We start from the raw sequence: 18,355 nt of genomic DNA, 5'->3' as shown, positions 1-18,355 counted from the left end.
AAAAAGAGTACCAGCGTTCGGACGGCCGATTGACCATATCCACAGGCCTGTTCCGATCACTCTGCGTCAGCAGGCGGCCTCGATCCGGTCACGCTGACGGAGCACCAGCAGAAGCAACGGTACGGCGAGAACCAGCGAGATCGCCGCCAGTACGGGGAAGCCGCCGATCGTGAACAGCCACGGCGATGTGGCGGTGGCGAGCGCCGACACCGTCCAGATCGACGACTCCACACGACTCTCCAGTGCGGCCGATCCGAGCTGCGCGCTTCCGCCGAGGTAGCAGAGGTTCCACGCGTACCCGAGCAGGAACAGAGCGGGTGTGAAGACCAGACCGGTCCTCGTGACGAGCAGTGCGGCCACCAAGAGGCCGGTGAGTCCAGCAAGCGTCACGGCGCGCGGTCCGAAACGGTCGATCAGCCAACCGGTGAGAGGCGACAGGGCGAACATCCCCAGGGTGTGGACAGACAGCATTACTCCCAGGGCACCCAGCCCGGCGTGGTGTTGGTGGGTGTGGACAGGCACCGCCGTGGTCACGGACACCATCACCAACTGCCCTACGACCATGACGCCGGCAGCCAGCAGCACAGGTCGTCCGCCAGGCTCCTCGCGGACCTGTGGTGCGTCGGTCGACCCGGTACGTCGGATGTACGTCGCCGCGACCAGCGCGGAGAAGACCGCAGCCAATGCGAGCAGGAACGGTCCTGCGATCGCGGGCAGGCCGAAGCTGGAGGCAGCGGACTGGGAGGGCTCCAGGAGGAACGGTCCGCCCGCTGCGCCGAGCGTGCTGGCCCAGACGACCGTACTCATGGCCGAGGACCGTCTCGCCGTAGGTACGAGGTCGGCTGCGGCGTAGCGGGACAGGAGGCTCGCTGCGTTACCTGCTCCGAGCAGGAACATGCCGATGAAGAGCAGGGCGACCGGAGCGCCGACAGCGGCGAGCACGGTGGCCGCTCCGCCTGCCACGCCGAACCCGTACCCGAGCCGAAGGGCTTGTGCGCGTCCGAGCCGGGCTGTCCAGCGGCCGACCGCCACAGCGCCCGCGGCGGTGCCCAGCACACCCGCGGTGTTGGGCAGCCCGGCCAGCGCCGGACCGAGGTCGTCGGCGATCAGGATCGCGCTGATCGCGCTCGCGGCGACCATCGCGGCGTTCATCAGGGCGGCGGCGAGAATGACGGGGATCAGCATGCTCACCACGCTAGAAAGCCGCGGCGCTCCGTTGAAGGCACGATGAAAGGCGTCCAGCCTTGTGGAGCAGCGATCTGAAAGGTGTTCTTGAGCTATGACCTTTCAGGAGCGTGAACTCGACGCCACCGACTGGCAGATCCTCGCCGCGCTGCAGGCCGACGGACGACTGTCGTTCAACCAGCTCGGCAAGCGGGTCAGCCTCTCGCCGCCCGCGGTCGCCGACCGGGTACGGCGGCTGGAGGAGGCCGGCGTGATCACCGGCTACCGCGCCGAGGTGGATCCGGGGAGAGCCGGGCAGCCGCTGTCCGCGTTCGTACAGATGCGCTGTACGACGGGACGCTGCCTGCTCAAGACCACCCGCGCCGAGGACTTCCCGGAGGTGCTCGAGATCCACAAGCTGAGCGGCAACGCCTGCTCGATGCTGCGCGTCCGGGTGACGTCGATGCAGCACCTGGAGGGCCTGTTCGAACGCCTAGGTGAACACGGCGAGATGAACACCCACATTGTGTTGTCCACAGAGTTCGAGGGCCGGCCGGTGCAGCCGCCGGCCCCCGGCGAACGCAAGGTCACGCGCTCAGCCGGCTGGGGCACCTGAGGTCGTGGCTGGAACTGTCCGGACCCTCTTCTAGGGTGTGGTTATGACTGTGAAGCTTGGTGCGCACGTGGAGCAGGAAGACCCGCTGGCCGAGGCGGCCGATCGGGGCGCCGACCTGGTGCAGTTCTTCCTGGGGAACCCGCAGGACTACAAGGCGCCCAAGCTCGCGTACGCCGACGGCGAGGCCGCGCTGAAGGAGCGCGCGGCCACTGCAGGCGTCGATCTGTACGTGCACGCGCCGTACCGGCTGAACGTCGCGAACACGAACAACCGGATCCGGATCCCGAGCCGCAAGCTGCTGCAGCAGACGCTCGACAAGGCCGCCGAGATCGACGTCAAGGGCGTGATCGTGCACGGCGGGCACGTCGGCGACGAGGACGACCCGGAGGCCGGGTTCGACAACTGGCGCAAGTGCATCGAGCGCGCCGAGCTGCCGGTCCCGCTGCTGATCGAGAACACGGCCGGCGGTGAGAACGCGATGGCCCGCCAGCTGGAGCGGATCGCGCGGCTCTGGGAGGCGGTGCAGGCCTCCGGCAACGACCGGCTGGAGAACGTCGGTTTCTGCCTGGACACCTGTCACTTCCACGCGGCCGGCGAGGACCTGCCGACGATCGTCGAGCGGGTGCTGGCGATCACCGGGCGGATCGATCTGGTGCATGCGAACGGGTCCCGGGACGAGTTCGGCTCCGGCGCCGACCGGCACAGCAACTTCGAGGAGGGCCACATCGACCCGGCCGAGATCGTCGCGGTCGTCGAGGCCGCGGGCGCGCCGGTCGTCGTCGAGACCCCGACCGCGAACAACGGCCAGAAGGCCGACCTCGACTACCTACGGTCGCACCTCAAGTCGTAGGGTCCGCGGGCGGCTTCTCGCGATCCATCCCGTAGATCCAGTAGGTCAGGGCCCACGGGAGCAGCAGCGAGAGCGCCGAGCGGTTGTCGGTCGGGACTGCGAGGCCGCAGATCACCGCGACCGCCACGACCACCGTGCTCACCTGGAAGAGGTCGAAGGAGCCGACGGCGCGGGTGCGCAGCGTGACCTTGTCCCGCGCGCACCCGACGTACAGGGCGATCAGCGCGAGGACACAGAGGATGACCGCGATCGCGCCGAGCCAGGCGAGGGCGGTGAAGTTCTTCTCGGTCTGGGCCATGCCGGACAGCACGAACCCGCCGGCGAGCAGGGTCAGCCAGGCGCAGGACCATTCGAAGGTCCGGATCGTACGCCGGGCGCGCTCGGCAGGATCCTCGTCCTCCGCCGCCTTCTCCGACTCCCCCGGCTCCTTCGAGGCTTTCGGGTCCGTCGAGGGATCGGGGTCTGGCCGTGTCATGGGGCCTCCCGGCCTGGACTGAGGAGCGGAGGGAGCGCAGCGACTGGAGCGACGAGGGAAGGCCGGGAGTTGCAGCCCCATGACCCGCCGCGCCGGAGGCGTGGCCAATTGCACTGCACCATGAGAGCGACGGTAGCGCAGAATGAGGTTATGCAGCCTTGGGCGGAGCAGTTCCCCGATCTGTTCGCTCCGGGCTACTGGGCCTGGGGCGACCTCGACGTCCAGTACACCGTCGAGGAACCGCGCGACGAGCTGATCAGCAACGTGCACGTCGTCTGCCGGACCGCCGGCGGAATCGTTGTCTGCACCAACGATCTCGGCTGGCGCTTCCTCCCGGGCGGGACCCGCGAGCCCGGCGAGACGATCGAGCAGCTGGTCCGTCGCGAGCTGATCGAGGAGGCCGGCGCCCGGGTGACCGGCCCGTTGACCTGGCTCGGTGCCCATCGCGCCGACCATCGCCGGCCGGCGCCGTACCGTCCGCACCTGCCGCACCCGGTCTCGTACTGGGCGAACTTCGTCGCCGACGTCGTCATCGAGCACCCGCCGACCAACCCCGACGACGGCGAGCAAGTCACCGACGTACTGGTGCTGCCGCCGGACAAGGCGGCCGAGTACCTCGACGGCCAGGTGGAAGAGGTCGGCTCGGTGGTCAGGCTGGCTCAGGCAATGCAGCTGGTTTAGCCGCCCGCCACGGCAGCAGTACGGCGCTGAGCGCGCAGCAGATGCCCGCGACCCACAGGGCACCGCGCATCCCGACCGCCGTCGCGAGCACGCCACCGAGCGCGATGAACAACGGCTGCAGGCACCGCGAACTGATCGACCACGACCCGATCACGCGCGCCATGAACCCGTCCTCGGTCATCTCCATCCGGTACGTCGTGAACGACGGGTTGAACGCACCGGCGCCGACGAGGAGCGCGGTCTCCGCCAGAGTGATCAGCACGAATCCGCCCCAGCCGTGCGGCGCGAGCGGGAAGAGCAGCAGCCAGGGAGCGCGCAGTACGCCGAACACCAGCAGCATCCACTGCAGCCCGAACCGCCGGGTCAGCCGCGGCGCCAGCCGCGCACCTATGAACCCCCCGACACACGAAACGCCGAGCATCGCTCCGTAGGTCCACGCGGGCAGGCCCAGGTCACGCAGCATGAAGACCGCCAGCAGCGGCGAGGTCATCATCGCCGGTCCGCCGAAAAGCTGCGAGTTCCAGAACAGGATGCGGAGGCCGCGGTGCCGCAGGATGTAGCGCCAGCCGGCGGTGATGTCGCGCTTGCCTTCGCGTTTGACCGGCTCCGGCTCGGGCTGCTGGATCCGCCGGATGCCGAGCGCCGACCCGAGGAACGAGACCGCGTCGACTGCGAGCGTGACGGTGGCGCCGACCAGGCTGACCAGCGCGCCGCCGACCGCGGGACCGATGCTGAGCGACACCCAGTTCGTCTGCTCGAAGCGGCTGTTCGCCTCGGCCCTGCCCGCAGACGGCACCAGCGCCTTCAGATGCGCGCCGCTCGCCGACTGGAACGCGATCGTGCCGGCTGCCTGGATGACACCCGCGATACATAGGTGCACATAGGTCAGTACGCCGAAGGCCGCCGCGATCGGCACCGACACCAGCGCGACGAACCGTACGAGGTCCGAGGCGATCATCACCGGCCGCTTGTGCCGCTGCTCGATGAAGTCCCCCATCGGCAACGCGAGCACCCCGCCCGCCAGTGCGGACAGCGCCGCGAGCAACGAGACCTGGAGCGTGCTGGAGTGCAGGGCGAGTACTGCGACGAGCGGCAACGCGCCGAGTCCGACCGCCGATCCGAACGCACTGACCGTGAACGCGACCCACAACCGACGGAAGTCCCGACCCAAAGACATCCCGCGATCGTAGAAGTAGGCACCGACAAAATCAGCGCAGGTTCAGGCCGCCGTCGAGGAGGATGACTTCTCCGGTCAGGTAGCTGTTGTGGACAACCGCGGAGATCAGGTCCGCGACGTCGGCCGGCTGGGCTGCGCGACCCATCGGGCTCGAGGTTTTCCACAGGTCCTGCGCTTCGGTCCACGACTGGGTCAGTGGTGTGTCGACGAGTCCCGGAGCGACCGCGTTGACCCGTACCGACGGCCCGAGTGCGGCGGCGAGCAGCTTCGTCGTGTGGTTCAGAGCGGCCTTCGAGGTGGCGTACGCGATCGAGCTGCCCTTCGGCCGGACGCCCGCGTGGCTCGTGACGTTCACGATGCAGCCTTCGGACGTACGGAGTGCAGGGAGCGCCGCTGTACAGAGCAACCAGGGCGCGATCAGGTTGACGTCGAGCAGCTGCCGCCAGTCGGACGCGGTTAGTCCGTCGAGGTCCGCGTGCGGGACGGGCCAACTGATGCCTGCGTTGTTGACCAGTACGTCGAGACGCCCGTACTCGGCCACGACCTCCGGCACCAGTGCCGAGGCAGCCGCATCGTCCGCGAGGTCGGCCTGGTGGTACGACCCACCCAGCTCCGCGGCGAGCGCTTCGCCCGCGTCCCGGCTCGACCGCGAGTGCACCGCGACGGTCATCCCGTCGGCGGCCAGCCGTCGTGCTGTCGCGGCGCCGATGCCGGACGCGGATCCGGTCACCAACGCAACCTTCACGCGCCGTACCTCAGGCCGTCGAGAAGCAGGTCGAGCAGACGGTCGGCTTGGTCGCGCCGGCCGCTCGCGGCCAGACCGACGCCGCTCAGACTCAGCAGTACGTCGTCGGCGGTCACGTCGGACCGCAGGTCGCCCGCGGCGGCGCCGGCGTCGAGCATCGGCTTGATGGCACCGACCAGCAGGTCCCGGCTGTGCGCGTACGGGTCGGCGCCGGATGCGATCACGGCGCGCAGCGCGTCGGCCATGCCGAGCTTGCGGGTCATGTAGTCGATGAAGCGGTCCATCCAGGCTCGCAGCGCGTCCGCCGGGGGCAGCTTGGCGAGCAGCTCGGGGGCAGCGTCGCAGACCGCCGCGAGCTCACTGCGGTACGCCGCCTCGATCAGTGCCTCGCGGGTCGGGAAGTGCCGGTAGAGGGTCCCGATGCCGACGCCGGCATCCTTTGCGATCCCTTCGAGGGTCGCCTCCAGGCCGCACTTCGTGAACGCCTGCGACGCGGCGGTCAGGATCTGGCCGCGGTTGCGCTGGGCGTCCGCGCGCAACGGACGTTCGCTCGTACTGCTCATGTCCCCTCCCTCCGGACAAACCTAGCCGAAGTTGATATCCGGAGGCTCCTCCGGTTAACTCGAAAGTACCGGAGGCTCCTCCGGTTAAAGCCTAGCTCGCAGAACAGGACTGAGCCTGATGAGCAGAATCACCACACCCTTCGGCTACGAGTCGACCGCGGCCGAGGTGATCGCCGGAGTCGACCTGAGCGGTCGGCGCGCGATGGTCACCGGCGGCGCGTCCGGGATCGGTGTCGAGACCGTCCGTGCGCTCGCCACGGCCGGCGCCGAGGTCACGCTGGCCGTACGGAACACCGCCGCCGGTGAGCGCGTCGCCGGGCAGATCATCGAGGCCACCGGTAACAACCACGTGTTCGTCGCGCCGATCGAGCTCGCCGACCGCGCCTCGGTGCGCGCGTTCGCCGAGACCTGGAGCGGCCCGCTGCACATCCTGGTCAACAACGCCGGCGTGATGGCCGAGCCGCTGAACCGGACACCGGAGGGCTGGGAGCACCAGTTCGCAGCCAACCACCTCGGGCACTTCGGCCTCGCGCTCGGCCTGCACGCGGCGCTTGCGGCGGCCGGTGACGCGCGGGTCGTGTCGGTGAGCTCGAGCGCACACCTGCGCTCCGACGTACACCTGGACGACCTGCACTTCGAGAACCGTCCGTACGAGCCGTGGGCCGCGTACGGGCAGTCGAAGACCGCGAACATCCTGTTCGCCGTCGAGGGCGCCAAGCGGTGGGCCGCGGACGGGATCGTGCTCAACGCCCTGATGCCTGGCGGGATCCGGACCGCGCTCCAGCGGCACGTCCCGGAGGACGTACAGCAGCAATGGGACCAGTACCGCTGGAAGACGGTCGAGCAGGGCGCGGCGACGTCGGTCCTGCTCGCCGCCTCGCCCGTCGTACAGGGCGTGACCGGTAAGTACTTTGAGGACAACAACGAGGCACTGCCGACCGTCGCGGGCGAGAACACCGGCGTCGCGCCGTACGCCCTCGATCCGGAGTCGGCCACTCGGTTGTGGGACCTCTCCGAGAAGCTCGTTTGATCAGACACCGGCTCAGCTTGCGGCCCGACCAGGGCCGCTAGGGTTAACGGAGCCGGGCCGGTAGCCTGACCCACCGTGAGTGACTTGAGCATCCGGACCATCTCGTCCGACGAGCACGCCGCGTACATCGCGGCGCAGCCGGCCGCGAGCTTCCTGCAGACGCCTGGCTGGGCCGCGGTGAAGAGCGAGTGGAAGGCAGAGTCACTCGGTTGGTACGAGGCCGGGAAGCCTGCCGACCTGGTCGGCGTCGGCCTGGTGCTCTACCGGCAGATGCCGAAGGTGAAGCGGTATCTCGCCTATCTGCCGGAGGGCCCGGTGATCGACTGGGACGCGATCGACCTCGGCAGCTACCTGCGCCCGCTCGCCGCGCACCTGCAGGAGCGCGGCGCGTTCGGCATCCGGATGGGTCCGCCGGTGGCGACCCGGCGCTGGAACGCGCAGACGATCAAGGACGCGATCGCCGGCGGGCAGCAGCCGCGGCTCGGCGACGTCCGCCCGGACGTGATCGAGCCGTCCGGCGCGACCGTCGGCGAGAAGCTCCGCAAGCTCGGCTGGAAGCCGCCCCGGATCGCCGAGGGTTTCGCGGCCGGTCAGCCGCAGTACGTCTTCCAGGTGCCGCTGGCCGGCCGCACCGAGGACGACCTGCTGAAAGGCATGAACCAGCTCTGGCGCCGCAACATCAAGAAGGCCACCAAGCTCGGGGTCGAGGTGACGCAGGGCGGACCGGAAGACATCAAGGCCTTCCACCAGCTGTACGTCGAGACCGCGGAGCGCGACCACTTCACGCCGCGCCCGTTGCCGTACTTCGAGAAGATGTACGCGGCGATGGCCAACCAGCCGGCCGATTGCTGTGACTTCCGGATCTACAACGCCCACCACGAGGGCGACCTGGTCGCGTCGACGATCTGGGTCCGGGTCGGCGGTCATTCCTGGTACTCCTACGGGGCCAGCTCGACCGCCAAGCGGGATGTGCGCGGATCGAATGCGGTCCAGTGGCGCATGATGACGGACGCACTCGCGGCGGGCGCGTCCGTGTACGACCTACGGGGCATCACCGACACCTTGGACCCGAACGACCCGCACGTCGGGTTGATCCAGTTCAAGACCGGTACCGGCGGCGAGGCCGTCGAGTACGTCGGTGAATGGGATCTGCCGTTGAACAAGGCGCTCTACACCGCATTCGACCTCTACATGAGACGGCGTTGACACCATGCCCCTAGTCCTGCACGTCGATTCCGATCGATGGCGCGAGCACCTGCGTTCCACGTGGAACCCCGACATCGTCCCGGTCGCCAAGGGCAACGGGTACGGGTTCGGGAACCACCGGCTGTTCGCGGAGGCCCGCGCGCTAGGCGCCCGGACGGTCGCAGTCGGCACGTACTTCGAGGTCCCCCCGGATCCGCGGGAGGACGTCGTGGTGCTGTCGCCGTGGCGGCCGTTCCTGGAGATGCCGCAGAGCCAGAACGTGATCCACACGGTCAGCCGGCTGGCCGACCTGGTGTCGATCCCGGCCGGCAGCCGGGTGCTGATCGAGGTGATGACCTCGATGCGCCGGCACGGCATCGGCGCCGCGGAACTCCGGCACACGATGCTGCTGAACGCGCTCGACCGGATCCGGTTCGAGGGCTGGTCGCTGCACTTCCCGATGGGCGCGGGCGGCACCTCGGCGAACCTTCGCGAGGCACAGCAGCTGGCCAAGGCGGCGCTCGACGTACGCAAGGGCCGGCTGTGGGTGTCGCACGTTCCGCCGCAGAAGCTGACCGACATCGGCGACGACGTGAAGCTCCGGATGGGCACCCGGCTGTGGCTGGGTGACCGTGGAGCGCTGTCGGTGAAGGCGACCGTGCTCGACGTGCATTCGGTCCGCCGCGGCGAGCGCGTCGGGTACCGCCAGCGCCGGGTGAGCGGTGACGGACACATTCTGATCGTCTCCGGCGGTACGGCCAACGGCGTCGGGCTGGAGGCTCCGACCGGCGCCGCGACCGTACGGCAGCGGGCGATCGCGATGGCCAAGGGCAGCCTGGACGCGGCCGGGATGGCGCTGTCCCCGTTCAGCATCGAGGGCAAGCAGCGGTGGTTCGCGGAGCCGCCGCACATGCAGGCCAGCATGCTGTTCCTGCCGTCCTCGATCGCCCCGCCGGCTGTCGGCGACGAGGTCGACCTGGACGTCCGCTACACCACCAGTACGTTCGACAAGGTGTCGATGGATTGACTTCAGGTCCACCTGAAGTTGCAGCGTGGACCGTATGAGCTTTCTGGAGCGGATCGAGGAGCGACCCGGTGCCGCCGAGCTGCGTGCGGCGTCGTACCGGATGCTGGGGCTGAAACGCGGCGCGACCTGTGTCGATGTCGCCTGTGGCGCGGGTCATGCGGTCGCCGAGCTGGCGAAGCACGGCCTCAAGGTGACCGGGATCGACGCCGATCCCGACGCGGTCGAGGCGGCCCGGGAGCGGGTGCCCGGGGCAATGTTTCACGTGGCACATTCCAGCGACCTGCCGCTGGAGGACGGGTCGCTGGACGGCTACCGCGCGCTGCGGCTGTTCCACCTGCTCGACGATCCGGGCCCGACGATCGCCGAGGCGCATCGCGTCCTGCGTCCCGGCGGGCGGATCGTGGTCGGCGGGCAGGACTACGGCTTCGTACTGATCGACAGCTCCGACCAGGACCTGACCGACGTGATCCGCCTCGGTCTTGAGTCCCGGACGGTGTCGCCGCGCGCGGTACGGACACTCCGGGACACCCTTCTCGACCAGGGCTTCCGGGATGTCGAGGTAGCCGTACACACCGAGGTCGTCACCGACTATCGCGAGCTGGCGCCACAGCTCAGGTCGGCCGCCGGCGCCGCGGTCGAGAAGGCGCTGATCACAAAGAAAGACGCCGACAGCTGGCTCGCTGAACAGTCCCGGCGAGGACGCCGCAATCGCTTCCTCGCCGTACTTCCGACGCTGCTCGTCGGGGCCCGCCGCTGAGCTGAGCGGCGGGCTCCGGCCGAGTCAGCGCTGCTTGAGCGGGCCCTGCCAGCGGACGGTGGGCAGAAGTGCTGCCGGGTCCACGCGGTCCTTGTTGGCGGAGACGATGTCGAACATCGACTCGATCAACGTCTCGGACAGCAGGTGCGGCTGGAGGCCGAGGCCGACCAAACCGGTGTGCTTGACGTTGTAGTAGTGCTCCGGCTGCTCGACGCGCGGGTTGTCCAGGTGCTCGACCTGCACCGGGCCGGGGAAGCACTCCGCGACCAGGTTGGCCAGCTGGGACACCGAGTAGCTCTCGGTCATCTGGTTGAAGACCCGGAACTCGCCGGCATCTGCCGGGTTCTCCACGGCGAGCCGGATGCACTCGACCGTGTCCCGGATGTCGAGGAAGCCGCGCGTCTGGCCGCCGGTGCCGTAGACCGTGAGCGGTTCGCCGAGCACGGCCTGGATCGCGAACCGGTTGAGCACCGTCCCGAACACCGCGTCGTAGTCGAACCGGGTCGCGAGCCGCGCATCGCGGACGGTCTGCTCGGTCTGCTGCCCGTACACCACGCCCTGGTTGAGGTCGGTGACGCGCATTCCCCAGATCCGGCAGCCGAACTCGAGGTTGTGCGAGTCGTGCACCTTGCTGAGGTGGTAGAACGAGCCCGGCTTCTTCGGGTAGAGCATCCGGTCCTTGCGGCCGTTGTGCTCGACCTCCAGCCAGCCTTCCTCGATGTCGATGTTCGGCGTCCCGTACTCACCCATCGTGCCGAGCTTGACCAGGTGGATGTCCGGGTTGGTCTCGGCGATGGCGTACATCAGGTTCAGCGTGCCGACCACGTTGTTGTGCTGTGTGTACACAGCGTGTTCGCGGTCGATCATCGAGTACGGTGCCGCCCGCTGCTCGGCGAAGTGCACGATCGCGTCCGGTTCGAACTCCCGCAGCACCTGGTAGACGAAGTCGGCGTCGAGCAGGTCGCCGACGTACGACGGGATCGTCTGCCCGGAGACCTCCTTCCAGGCCTGCACCCGGGACTCGAGATCCTCGATCGGGACCAGGCTCTGCACGCCCAGCTCGCGGTCGTACCCGCGGCGGGCCATGTTGTCGAGCACGGCCGTGTGATGGCCGCGGTCGGAGAGGTGCAGGGCAGTCGGCCACCCCAGGTAGCCGTCACCGCCCAGTACGAGTACGCGCACGGTTCGGCCGCCTTCCGTCAGGAAACTTCGTTACGGTCCTTCATATCCCGAGTACCCACTGGCGTAACGTGACCAGCCCCACCTATTCGCTGGCAATCGGCTGAGAATCCCCTCCAGGCTGCCACGGCCTGGTGCAGGGGTGCACAATAGGGCCCGATGCGCGTTCTCACCAAGCTCCGATCCCGCCGCGGCAGATGGTTGCTGTGGGCGAAGTACTCGGCGTCCTCCGTGGTCGCCACGGTGGTCAGCCAGGTGGCGTTCGCGCTGTGTTACTGGTTCGGTACTCCGGCGCTCGTCGCGACTCTGGTCGCCTGGCTCGCCGGCGCCATTCCGAACTACCTGCTGAACCGCCGCTACACGTGGGGCCGCAGCGGACAGAAGTTGCCGTACACAATCATCGTGGTCGGCTCCGCGATCGCCGCCGCGCTGGTCACCTCGCTGACCGCGCACCTGGTGCAGCCGATCGAGTCTCACGCGTGGAAGACCGTGCTGGTCAGCGGGTCGTACCTCGGGACCTACGCGCTGCTGTTCATCGCGAAGTTCGTGCTGTTCGATCGGCTGGTGTTCGCCAGCTCCGAGCCCGCCGCCGACCGCGCCCCAGAACGTACTCCCGTAGCCACGTAGTCGTCATCACCCGCCCGTAGTTCGCGCCGTACACGATCCCCGGGCCCTTCTTGCTCGTCCCGTCGCCGCGCCGGCGCATCGTCATCGGCAGCTCGACGACGCGGGCCTGTAGTGCGAGTGCACCCAGCAGCAGTTCTGACGACTGGTACTGCGGCTCACGCAACGTCACCGCCGTCGCGAGCTCGGCCCGCATCGCGCGGAACCCGAACGAGGTGTCGGTCAGCTTCTTCCGGGTCAGTACGGATGCCAGTACGGCGAACACCCGCACGCCGACCCAGCGCAGCCGGCTGTCCGCGTCCTCGGCCCCGAGGCGGCGCGACCCGGTGACGAAGTCGGCCCGGTCGAGCAGGATCGGCTCGAGCAGCACCTCCAGCTCGTCGTTGTCGTACTGCCCGTCCGCGTCGGTGGTGACGACGTACTGCGCCCCGCCCTGCGCGGCGACGTGGTACCCGAGCCGGAGCGCGGCGCCCTGCCCACGGTTGCTCGGGGCAACACAGACGTGCGCTCCGTGCCTGCGCGCGACCTCGGCGGTGTCGTCGGTGGCGCCGTCGACCACGACCAGTACGTCGACCGGCATGCCGGCACAGGTCCTGGGCATGTCCTTCAGTACCGGTCCGATGCCGTCCGCCTCGTTGTACGCCGCGATCACGACGACGACCGGCGCGAATTCAGTTTGCTGGAAGGGCCTCTCCGCCTCGGAGTCGACCGGGTCCGGGTAGTCGGCCATCGCGGGACGCGCCTGGTCCTTGCCGAGTACGGCGCGGAGGCCGATCACGCCCGCGAGCGGGAAGAACACCAGCCCGGGCAGTTGATAGCGCCAGGAGAACTCGAACGCGGCGGATCCTAGGAGGAGGATCACGCCGGCTGCGGCCGGGAACAGGGCGGCCGCGCGGAGACCGGACGTCTTCGCTCGGCCCAGTCCGGCCACCGCGGCCAGGGCGATCAGTACGTACAGCCCGAGCAGGACGCCTGAGGTGTAGCCGCCGTCGAGTTGATAGGCGCGCAGGATCTTCGCCGGGACGCTCGCGACGGACGGGTCCGAGCCGCCCCACTTCTTCGCGACCTTGGCGGTGTTGGGGTCCTGCAGGTTCGGATAGGTGGGCTGGAACTGCCAGCGCGACAAGGGCACGTCGTCCGGGGACGAGGTTCGCGTCGGCGCGAAGCCCTTCGCGAAATCCTTCAGCGCGGCGCGGGTGACGTCCAGTGGCTGATGCCTGATCACGAGCCGCGCGAACTTGGTGGCCAGCTCCCGCTTGGTGGTCCCCGGCGGCAGCGGGCCGGGCCAGTTCTTGTCGCCGTACCGATCGTGGGCGTACGTGTCGACGCCGAGTCGGTGCCCGAGCGGCTCCTTGGGGCAGAACAGCTTGGTGCCTTCGTCGAGCGGGAGCTTCGAGCAGTCCGCGACGACGGCGGTCCGGCCGTACAGGATCTCGTTCTGCGCACCGGTGAATCCCCAGCGGCCCGTCTCGGCGCGGAAGTAGCCGACGTACGCGCCGAAGACCACCGCGAAACCTGCCACCGCGGCTGCGGTCCGGCGGATCAGCAACCGGCGATCCCGGCGCCAGGCGGAGCCGACGACGACCAGGTAGAGGACCACCGCGATGAGCATCGTCATGCCGATCGCACGCACCGCGAACGCGGAGCCGACGAGCAGCCCGGCCCAGGCGGCCCGCTTCCAGCTCGGCGCGCCCTTGCCGAGCAGGAGCCAGAGGATGCCGACGAGCAGCACGTCGAACGTGGTCTCGGCCATGATGTTCTGCTCGATCTGCACCTGGTACGCATCGAGCAGGATCGGTGCGGCGGCCACCGCGGACAGCCAGCGGTAGACCGTCAGGCGGCGGGCGAGCGCATAGATCGCGACACCGAGCAGCAGCCCGGTCAGGTGCTGGATCACCGCGACGAGCGTGATGCCGCCGAGCCACACCAGCGGGATCAGGACGAAGTCGTACCCGATCGGGTTCAACTGGTCCGGCTTGAGCGCCGACATGTTCTCGAGGTAGTGCTGCGAGTCGATGTAGACGATCGCCGGCCGGTACGCGACGGTCGCGAGGATCCGCAGTACCAGCCCCAGCAGCAGGAAGATCGAGAGCAGCCAGTGCTTGCGCAGCACCCTCCGAGCGCGGCCGGCGAGCCAAGCGAGGGTGACCTTCTCCCTCACTGTTGCTTGAAGTACTGCCACGTACGCGCCAGGCCGTCCTCCAACGAGACCGTCGGCCGGTAGCCGAGATCGTTGGTGATGTCCACAACCACGGCCGGCATCTCGCCCGCCGGAGCCTCGATGTGCTCGGCCGGCACCGGGCATCCGGTCACCGCGCGCACCGTCTCGATCATCTCCAGTACGGACACCGAACGCCCGGACCCGACGATCGCGCGGCCGTCGTACTTGTTGTCCAGCGCCAGCAGGATGCCGCTCACCACGTCCTCGATGAACACCAGGTCGCGCCGCTGCTCACCGTCGCCGTACACCCGCACGCCGGTTCCGCCCAGCGCGGCCCGCATCATCCGCGGCACGAAGCTGTCCTTGTGCGACATCCCCGGCCCGTACACGTTCGTGAACCGCAGCGCGGCAGTCGCCATCCCGTAGCTTCCCGAGTACGCCGAGAGCAGCATCTCGCACGCCGCCTTCGTCGCCCCGTACGGCGTCAGCGGCCGCAGCGGAAGATTCGTGTTGATGGTCGACGTACCGACATCACCCACCACCGCGTTGGTGGAGGCGAGCACGAACCGGTCCACGCCACTGCCCCGCGACAACTCCAGCAGGACCTGCGTAATGGTCACGTTCTGCGCGAACGTCTGCATCGGCGCATCCACCGACCGCAACACCGACGTCATCGCCGCCAGATGCACCACCGCCGTCGGCCGCGTCTCGAACGCCGCCACGCAGGTCTCCTGCTCCGCAAGATCCCCCGTCACCACGTGCACCCCGTCGTCCCACGAAGAATCCGGCGGCTCCCGATCCACCGCAGTAACCGCAACCCCCCGCCCCCGCAACGCAGCCACCACAGCCCGCCCAATAAACCCAGAGGCCCCCGTGACCAGCACACGCTCATCCATACCGCTCAACCTACCCACACCCTCACCCCCCGGGCCACGGTCCTCCACCCCTCACTGATCGTCACCGACCTGCTCCAGCACCTCCAGATAGTGCGCGTACTTCGCGTCCAGTCGCTCCCGCGTCTCCACGTCGAGGTGAGCGCGGCGGGCTGGGTCGGTGTTGTTCTCGATGTCCGCGCGTTTGATGAGGACCGCACCCGGCGTACGGGCGAGCCTCGTCAGGTAGCCGTCATCGTCCTCGTCCGCACGATGGGTGAGCGCGTCGACCAACTCGAGCACTCGGCCTGGCACCCCCAGCTCCTGGAGCTGCTCGACAGTGCACCGCTCGTCCTCGACCGAATCGTGCAGCAGCCCCGCCATCTGCTGGTACTCATCGGCTCCGTTGCGCCGGGCGATCTCCGCGACCGCACGGACATGGAGCACGTACGGCGCGCCGCCCTTGTCGGTCTGCTCCCGGTGCACCGCGGCGGCCAGCTTCCCGACCGATTCCACGCTGTCGACCGGACCGGTCAGGTACGAGTACGCATCCGCCCACACCTGGAACCACGCCTGCAGCCGCTCGTCCACACCCGCCAACGGAACAAAATGCTCAACCGTCTCCGCGTAATACGACCGCTGCTTGGCCACCCGCGGATGCGTATGCAACCGCTGCACATTGCTGTACCGATCCGACAACTTCAAAACCAGCACATCCCGCGGGGCATGCACCAGCTTCGCAAGATAAGCCGATCGCACAGATCCCTTCGACTCCCCTACTTCCGGAATGGTGACCGCCGCAACCAGCTCCGCCGTACGCCGCCCGAACCGCTCCTCCACCTCAGCAGCCGTCCCGTCGGTGTCCTCAACCACGTCATGAAGCACCCCGGCCCGCAACAGGTCGCCATCCGTCACGCCAAGCCCCACCGCCAAAACCTCCACCACCTGCAACAAATGCTGCAAGTAAGGCTCACCCCCTGGCCGAGCCTGCCCCTCATGCCACACCCCCGCAGCCGCAACGGCCTCACCCAACCCACCGAGAACCTCATCCGGCACCCGCCCGAACAACCCAGCCCCGGCAGCACCCCAATTCGCCCAACCAGCAAAAACTCGCACTTCGCTTGAGCTACTCACCGAACTCCTGACCTCTGCCGTTGTCCACACTCCTGGGCAGCGGCTCGCCCGGGTACAACTCCTTCCAGAGCCACGCCAGAAATTCGTCATCAGTCTTCCAGTCGTCGTACGCCGTAGCTGTGTCGATTGCTCCGGGTCGCAAACCTTCGCGATCACCCCGAACCAACCTGGACAACTCGTCCTTGAAGATCACCATGCGGTCCCCACCACGCCCAGCCCTCGCCATCTCGACGAGTTCTTCAAAGTTGTCGTTGCGGACTTCTGGATGGTAATGCGTCTGAATAACTGCAAGGAACGTAGCGAACGGCAGCGATTTATCCTCGAGCCAGTACGAGCCAAACGCTAATCGCTCCCGTTGCCGAGGGGCTACCTCCCCGGGATACAACGCGTCCCACAACCACCGGAGGAACTCGTCGTCACTGCGTTGGTCGTACTCCGCAGCCAAACCGATCGCCTGCGGATACAGCCCTTCCCGATTGCCCTCCAGCAACTGGATGAGTTCGCCCCTGAACGTCGCGAACGGCGCCGACGGCGCCGACCCGTCCTCGAGCCAGTACCGGTCGATTTCATACATCATTGCTTCACCACCGACACTCAAACGCTATTCGGATTGCTTCGGCGAATTTCCAGTGGAATCGCCCGAGGAGTCCGGCAAGGGCGCCCCGGGGTAAAGCTCCCGCCACAGCCAGGCGAGAAACTCCTCGTCTGTAGTCCAGTTGTCGCCGTCGGCCGCGAGGCTGATTGCGTCGCTCGGCAGGCCCTCTCGGTCGCCTTTCAGCAGCCGAGAGAATTCCGCCTTGAACGCCTGCAGTTCGACGTCGTCAGCGCGATCGCTCCGCACCCGCCGCTTCAGCGCCGAGAAGTTGTCCGGATCCGCCTCGGAGTGCAGGTGGGACTGGACCACCGCTAGGAACGTGGCAAACGGCGCATCCGGATACTTCAGCCAGTACTCACCGGAGTAACTCACGTGAATCTCCTCAGTCATTCTTCGAAAGGACGCGGGAACAGCGTGTAGATCCCGTACCTTTTGGCCTCGACATTCCGTTTGAAGACGATCTTGATATCGCCTCCCTCGAATGTCGGGATGCGTTCAACCTCCGGTTCGCGCAGACCGGAGAGATCTGACCCGGTTCGCTTCGCCTGCAACCATTCTTTCCGTACAGACTTGGCTTCGGGCCAATCCTTCAACCTGAAGCCTGAACAGAACTCATGTCCGTCCGGGCCCAACAGGTCCCTGATCGGCACGACGAGGTCACGCGGCTGCACATTCTCGTCGAAGGGACCGTCGAGAACGGCACGCACCTTAGGATGCTCGGCCGCCATCACATAGACCGCAGCGAGAGCGGTCGCGTCGTGCACCCTTGTCGAGTCTTTACCGCAGTAGTGCTGCTTGGTCTGATCGAGGCCATCGACGCCCGCTTCGCGCTTCACCGGGTCCGTTTGGGCGGGGTCTTCGTTGAACGCCACCCTGCGCGCCTGCAGGTCATCCGAGCCCATCGCACCGTGCCGGATGTGGCCGTGACCTTCCGACTGATCGATCGAGGCGTACACGCTTTGGACGATCGGCTCGCAGTCGGCCGCCGGAGCCAGCCACGGTCGAGTGTCCTTGTTAGCCGCGATGTAAGCGACGCCGGTCCGCACGTCTAGCGAAGGTCGATCGCTTGCTTCGGTTCGCTCGCCGGGGTGAGCGTTGGACACCTCTGGTTCGGCAGGTCGAGGCATCGCCAGCCGCTCTGGATCCCAACGGTCGAAGCGATCCCTGACAGTCTCACCGCCAATCTCGATGTCGACGGGGAATGTTCCCCGGTCACCCTTCTTGTGCACATCGTCATCTGTCCGTCGATCGGTGCCGGCCTCGTCGGCAACTGCTTCCTCGTCTACCGCTTGGTCACTCCGCGATGTCTCGCGTGGACTGGAGGTGTCAGCGTCCTTCTCTTCAGCGGACTCGTTGGGCTTGGGAGTTGTCGGTGGTTCCGGGGATGCGGGCGGCTCTTTCGGGTCCTTCGGATCGCTTGTCGGGGCTTCCGGTGCGTGCGGCGGCTCGGGGAGACCGGTGGGGTCGGGTACGCGGGGTTCGGCCTCGTCCACCGGCTCCTTTGGGGACGGGGGCGTGGG

General features: G+C 67.9%; 20 protein-coding genes. 8 read left to right on the top strand and 12 right to left on the bottom strand.

Going from position 1 to position 18,355, the window contains the following annotated elements:
• Positions 1 to 66: 66 nt before the first annotated feature.
• Positions 67 to 1,185 carry an MFS transporter gene (locus tag ACGFI6_RS10815; RefSeq protein WP_393117152.1) on the bottom strand — a complete coding sequence of 373 codons (1,119 nt, stop codon included), beginning with the start codon at positions 1,183 to 1,185 and terminating at the stop codon, positions 67 to 69.
• Positions 1,186 to 1,279: 94 nt separating this feature from the next.
• On the opposite strand from ACGFI6_RS10815, the gene ACGFI6_RS10810 reads away from it, so the two are divergent.
• Positions 1,280 to 1,780 carry an Lrp/AsnC family transcriptional regulator gene (locus ACGFI6_RS10810; protein WP_393117150.1) on the top strand — a complete coding sequence of 167 codons (501 nt, stop codon included), beginning with the start codon at positions 1,280 to 1,282 and terminating at the stop codon, positions 1,778 to 1,780.
• Between the two features lie 43 nt (positions 1,781 to 1,823).
• Positions 1,824 to 2,630 carry a deoxyribonuclease IV gene (locus ACGFI6_RS10805; RefSeq protein ID WP_393117148.1) on the top strand — a complete coding sequence of 269 codons (807 nt, stop codon included), beginning with the start codon at positions 1,824 to 1,826 and terminating at the stop codon, positions 2,628 to 2,630.
• Here the strand turns inward: ACGFI6_RS10805 and ACGFI6_RS10800 are convergent.
• The gene (locus ACGFI6_RS10800) at positions 2,620 to 3,105 is read right to left on the bottom strand and encodes a hypothetical protein (protein ID WP_393117146.1); all 486 of its coding nucleotides are present in this window, start codon (positions 3,103 to 3,105) and stop codon (positions 2,620 to 2,622) included. The genes ACGFI6_RS10805 and ACGFI6_RS10800 overlap by 11 nt on opposite strands.
• 150 nt (positions 3,106 to 3,255) lie before the next feature.
• Between ACGFI6_RS10800 and ACGFI6_RS10795 the strand changes: the two genes are divergently transcribed.
• A complete protein-coding gene (locus tag ACGFI6_RS10795; protein ID WP_393117144.1) occupies positions 3,256 to 3,786 on the top strand; it encodes an NUDIX domain-containing protein in 531 nt (176 codons plus the stop codon).
• On the opposite strand, the gene ACGFI6_RS10790 is transcribed toward ACGFI6_RS10795, so the two are convergent.
• The 3 genes from ACGFI6_RS10790 to ACGFI6_RS10780 are packed head-to-tail and all read right to left on the bottom strand — an operon-like array spanning position 3,755 to position 6,271.
• A complete protein-coding gene (locus tag ACGFI6_RS10790) occupies positions 3,755 to 4,963 on the bottom strand; it encodes an MFS transporter (protein WP_393117142.1) in 1,209 nt (402 codons plus the stop codon). The two genes, ACGFI6_RS10795 and ACGFI6_RS10790, sit on opposite strands and share 32 nt — an antisense overlap.
• Positions 4,964 to 4,994: 31 nt before the next feature.
• Positions 4,995 to 5,708: an SDR family NAD(P)-dependent oxidoreductase gene (locus ACGFI6_RS10785; RefSeq protein WP_393117141.1), complete on the bottom strand. Its 714-nt coding sequence runs from the start codon at positions 5,706 to 5,708 to the stop codon at positions 4,995 to 4,997.
• The gene (locus ACGFI6_RS10780) at positions 5,705 to 6,271 is read right to left on the bottom strand and encodes a TetR/AcrR family transcriptional regulator (protein ID WP_393117139.1); all 567 of its coding nucleotides are present in this window, start codon (positions 6,269 to 6,271) and stop codon (positions 5,705 to 5,707) included. Before ACGFI6_RS10780 ends, ACGFI6_RS10785 begins: the two co-directional genes overlap by 4 nt.
• Positions 6,272 to 6,389: 118 nt before the next feature.
• Here ACGFI6_RS10780 and ACGFI6_RS10775 point away from each other — a divergent pair, with 118 nt between their 5' ends.
• The 4 genes from ACGFI6_RS10775 to ACGFI6_RS10760 all read left to right on the top strand — a co-directional run bounded on the left by ACGFI6_RS10775 (position 6,390) and on the right by ACGFI6_RS10760 (position 10,270).
• The gene (locus tag ACGFI6_RS10775) at positions 6,390 to 7,301 is read left to right on the top strand and encodes an SDR family NAD(P)-dependent oxidoreductase (protein ID WP_393117137.1); all 912 of its coding nucleotides are present in this window, start codon (positions 6,390 to 6,392) and stop codon (positions 7,299 to 7,301) included.
• 75 nt (positions 7,302 to 7,376) lie between these two features.
• A complete protein-coding gene (locus ACGFI6_RS10770; protein ID WP_393117135.1) occupies positions 7,377 to 8,507 on the top strand; it encodes a lipid II:glycine glycyltransferase FemX in 1,131 nt (376 codons plus the stop codon).
• Between the two features lie 4 nt (positions 8,508 to 8,511).
• On the top strand, positions 8,512 to 9,513 hold the full coding sequence (locus ACGFI6_RS10765; protein ID WP_393117133.1) for an alanine racemase: 1,002 nt from the start codon (positions 8,512 to 8,514) through the stop codon (positions 9,511 to 9,513).
• 34 nt (positions 9,514 to 9,547) lie between these two features.
• The gene (locus tag ACGFI6_RS10760; RefSeq protein ID WP_393117132.1) at positions 9,548 to 10,270 is read left to right on the top strand and encodes a methyltransferase domain-containing protein; all 723 of its coding nucleotides are present in this window, start codon (positions 9,548 to 9,550) and stop codon (positions 10,268 to 10,270) included.
• A gap of 24 nt (positions 10,271 to 10,294) precedes the next feature.
• On the opposite strand, the gene ACGFI6_RS10755 is transcribed toward ACGFI6_RS10760, so the two are convergent.
• A complete protein-coding gene (locus ACGFI6_RS10755; protein WP_393117130.1) occupies positions 10,295 to 11,452 on the bottom strand; it encodes an NAD-dependent epimerase/dehydratase family protein in 1,158 nt (385 codons plus the stop codon).
• A 156-nt stretch (positions 11,453 to 11,608) separates the two neighbouring features.
• Here ACGFI6_RS10755 and ACGFI6_RS10750 point away from each other — a divergent pair, with 156 nt between their 5' ends.
• On the top strand, positions 11,609 to 12,076 hold the full coding sequence (locus tag ACGFI6_RS10750) for a GtrA family protein (RefSeq protein ID WP_393117128.1): 468 nt from the start codon (positions 11,609 to 11,611) through the stop codon (positions 12,074 to 12,076).
• Here the strand turns inward: ACGFI6_RS10750 and ACGFI6_RS10745 are convergent.
• Genes ACGFI6_RS10745 through ACGFI6_RS10720 form a run of 6 tightly spaced genes read right to left on the bottom strand, consistent with a single transcriptional unit; the run spans position 11,982 to position 18,328 of the window.
• Positions 11,982 to 14,234 carry a glycosyltransferase family 2 protein gene (locus ACGFI6_RS10745; RefSeq protein WP_393117127.1) on the bottom strand — a complete coding sequence of 751 codons (2,253 nt, stop codon included), beginning with the start codon at positions 14,232 to 14,234 and terminating at the stop codon, positions 11,982 to 11,984. The two genes, ACGFI6_RS10750 and ACGFI6_RS10745, sit on opposite strands and share 95 nt — an antisense overlap.
• The gene (locus tag ACGFI6_RS10740) at positions 14,231 to 15,130 is read right to left on the bottom strand and encodes an NAD-dependent epimerase/dehydratase family protein (protein ID WP_393117125.1); all 900 of its coding nucleotides are present in this window, start codon (positions 15,128 to 15,130) and stop codon (positions 14,231 to 14,233) included. Before ACGFI6_RS10740 ends, ACGFI6_RS10745 begins: the two co-directional genes overlap by 4 nt.
• A 51-nt stretch (positions 15,131 to 15,181) precedes the next feature.
• Entirely contained in the window at positions 15,182 to 16,330 is a 1,149-nt protein-coding gene (locus tag ACGFI6_RS10735; RefSeq protein WP_393117124.1) for an HD domain-containing protein, read from the bottom strand.
• On the bottom strand, positions 16,233 to 16,817 hold the full coding sequence (locus ACGFI6_RS10730) for a hypothetical protein (RefSeq protein ID WP_393117122.1): 585 nt from the start codon (positions 16,815 to 16,817) through the stop codon (positions 16,233 to 16,235). Before ACGFI6_RS10730 ends, ACGFI6_RS10735 begins: the two co-directional genes overlap by 98 nt.
• Before the next feature lie 24 nt (positions 16,818 to 16,841).
• Positions 16,842 to 17,225, bottom strand: coding sequence for a hypothetical protein (locus ACGFI6_RS10725; protein WP_393117120.1), 384 nt, complete (start codon positions 17,223 to 17,225; stop codon positions 16,842 to 16,844).
• Positions 17,222 to 18,328, bottom strand: a complete 1,107-nt coding sequence (locus tag ACGFI6_RS10720; protein WP_393117119.1) for a hypothetical protein — start codon at positions 18,326 to 18,328, stop codon at positions 17,222 to 17,224. Before ACGFI6_RS10720 ends, ACGFI6_RS10725 begins: the two co-directional genes overlap by 4 nt.
• Positions 18,329 to 18,355: the final 27 nt, after the last annotated feature.

The sequence above is a fragment of the Kribbella sp. NPDC048928 genome, from assembly GCF_043197975.1.
Classification (GTDB): domain Bacteria; phylum Actinomycetota; class Actinomycetes; order Propionibacteriales; family Kribbellaceae; genus Kribbella.
Note: the sequence above shows the minus strand (reverse complement) of the source record. Positions and strands in the feature narration are given on the sequence as shown.

What these genes read in the sequence shown, in the direction of transcription:
- ACGFI6_RS10815 (WP_393117152.1), bottom strand. Translation starts at nt 1,185, where the DNA reads ATGCTGATCCCCGTCATTCTCGCCGCCGCCCTGATGAACGCCGCGATG.
- ACGFI6_RS10810 (WP_393117150.1), top strand. Translation starts at nt 1,280, where the DNA reads ATGACCTTTCAGGAGCGTGAACTCGACGCCACCGACTGGCAGATCCTC.
- ACGFI6_RS10805 (WP_393117148.1), top strand. Translation starts at nt 1,824, where the DNA reads ATGACTGTGAAGCTTGGTGCGCACGTGGAGCAGGAAGACCCGCTGGCC.
- ACGFI6_RS10800 (WP_393117146.1), bottom strand. Translation starts at nt 3,105, where the DNA reads ATGACACGGCCAGACCCCGATCCCTCGACGGACCCGAAAGCCTCGAAG.
- ACGFI6_RS10795 (WP_393117144.1), top strand. Translation starts at nt 3,256, where the DNA reads ATGCAGCCTTGGGCGGAGCAGTTCCCCGATCTGTTCGCTCCGGGCTAC.
- ACGFI6_RS10790 (WP_393117142.1), bottom strand. Translation starts at nt 4,963, where the DNA reads ATGTCTTTGGGTCGGGACTTCCGTCGGTTGTGGGTCGCGTTCACGGTC.
- ACGFI6_RS10780 (WP_393117139.1), bottom strand. Translation starts at nt 6,271, where the DNA reads ATGAGCAGTACGAGCGAACGTCCGTTGCGCGCGGACGCCCAGCGCAAC.
- ACGFI6_RS10775 (WP_393117137.1), top strand. Translation starts at nt 6,390, where the DNA reads ATGAGCAGAATCACCACACCCTTCGGCTACGAGTCGACCGCGGCCGAG.
- ACGFI6_RS10765 (WP_393117133.1), top strand. Translation starts at nt 8,512, where the DNA reads ATGCCCCTAGTCCTGCACGTCGATTCCGATCGATGGCGCGAGCACCTG.
- ACGFI6_RS10760 (WP_393117132.1), top strand. Translation starts at nt 9,548, where the DNA reads ATGAGCTTTCTGGAGCGGATCGAGGAGCGACCCGGTGCCGCCGAGCTG.
- ACGFI6_RS10750 (WP_393117128.1), top strand. Translation starts at nt 11,609, where the DNA reads ATGCGCGTTCTCACCAAGCTCCGATCCCGCCGCGGCAGATGGTTGCTG.
- ACGFI6_RS10740 (WP_393117125.1), bottom strand. Translation starts at nt 15,130, where the DNA reads ATGGATGAGCGTGTGCTGGTCACGGGGGCCTCTGGGTTTATTGGGCGG.
- ACGFI6_RS10735 (WP_393117124.1), bottom strand. Translation starts at nt 16,330, where the DNA reads ATGACGAATTTCTGGCGTGGCTCTGGAAGGAGTTGTACCCGGGCGAGC.
- ACGFI6_RS10730 (WP_393117122.1), bottom strand. Translation starts at nt 16,817, where the DNA reads ATGATGTATGAAATCGACCGGTACTGGCTCGAGGACGGGTCGGCGCCG.
- ACGFI6_RS10725 (WP_393117120.1), bottom strand. Translation starts at nt 17,225, where the DNA reads ATGACTGAGGAGATTCACGTGAGTTACTCCGGTGAGTACTGGCTGAAG.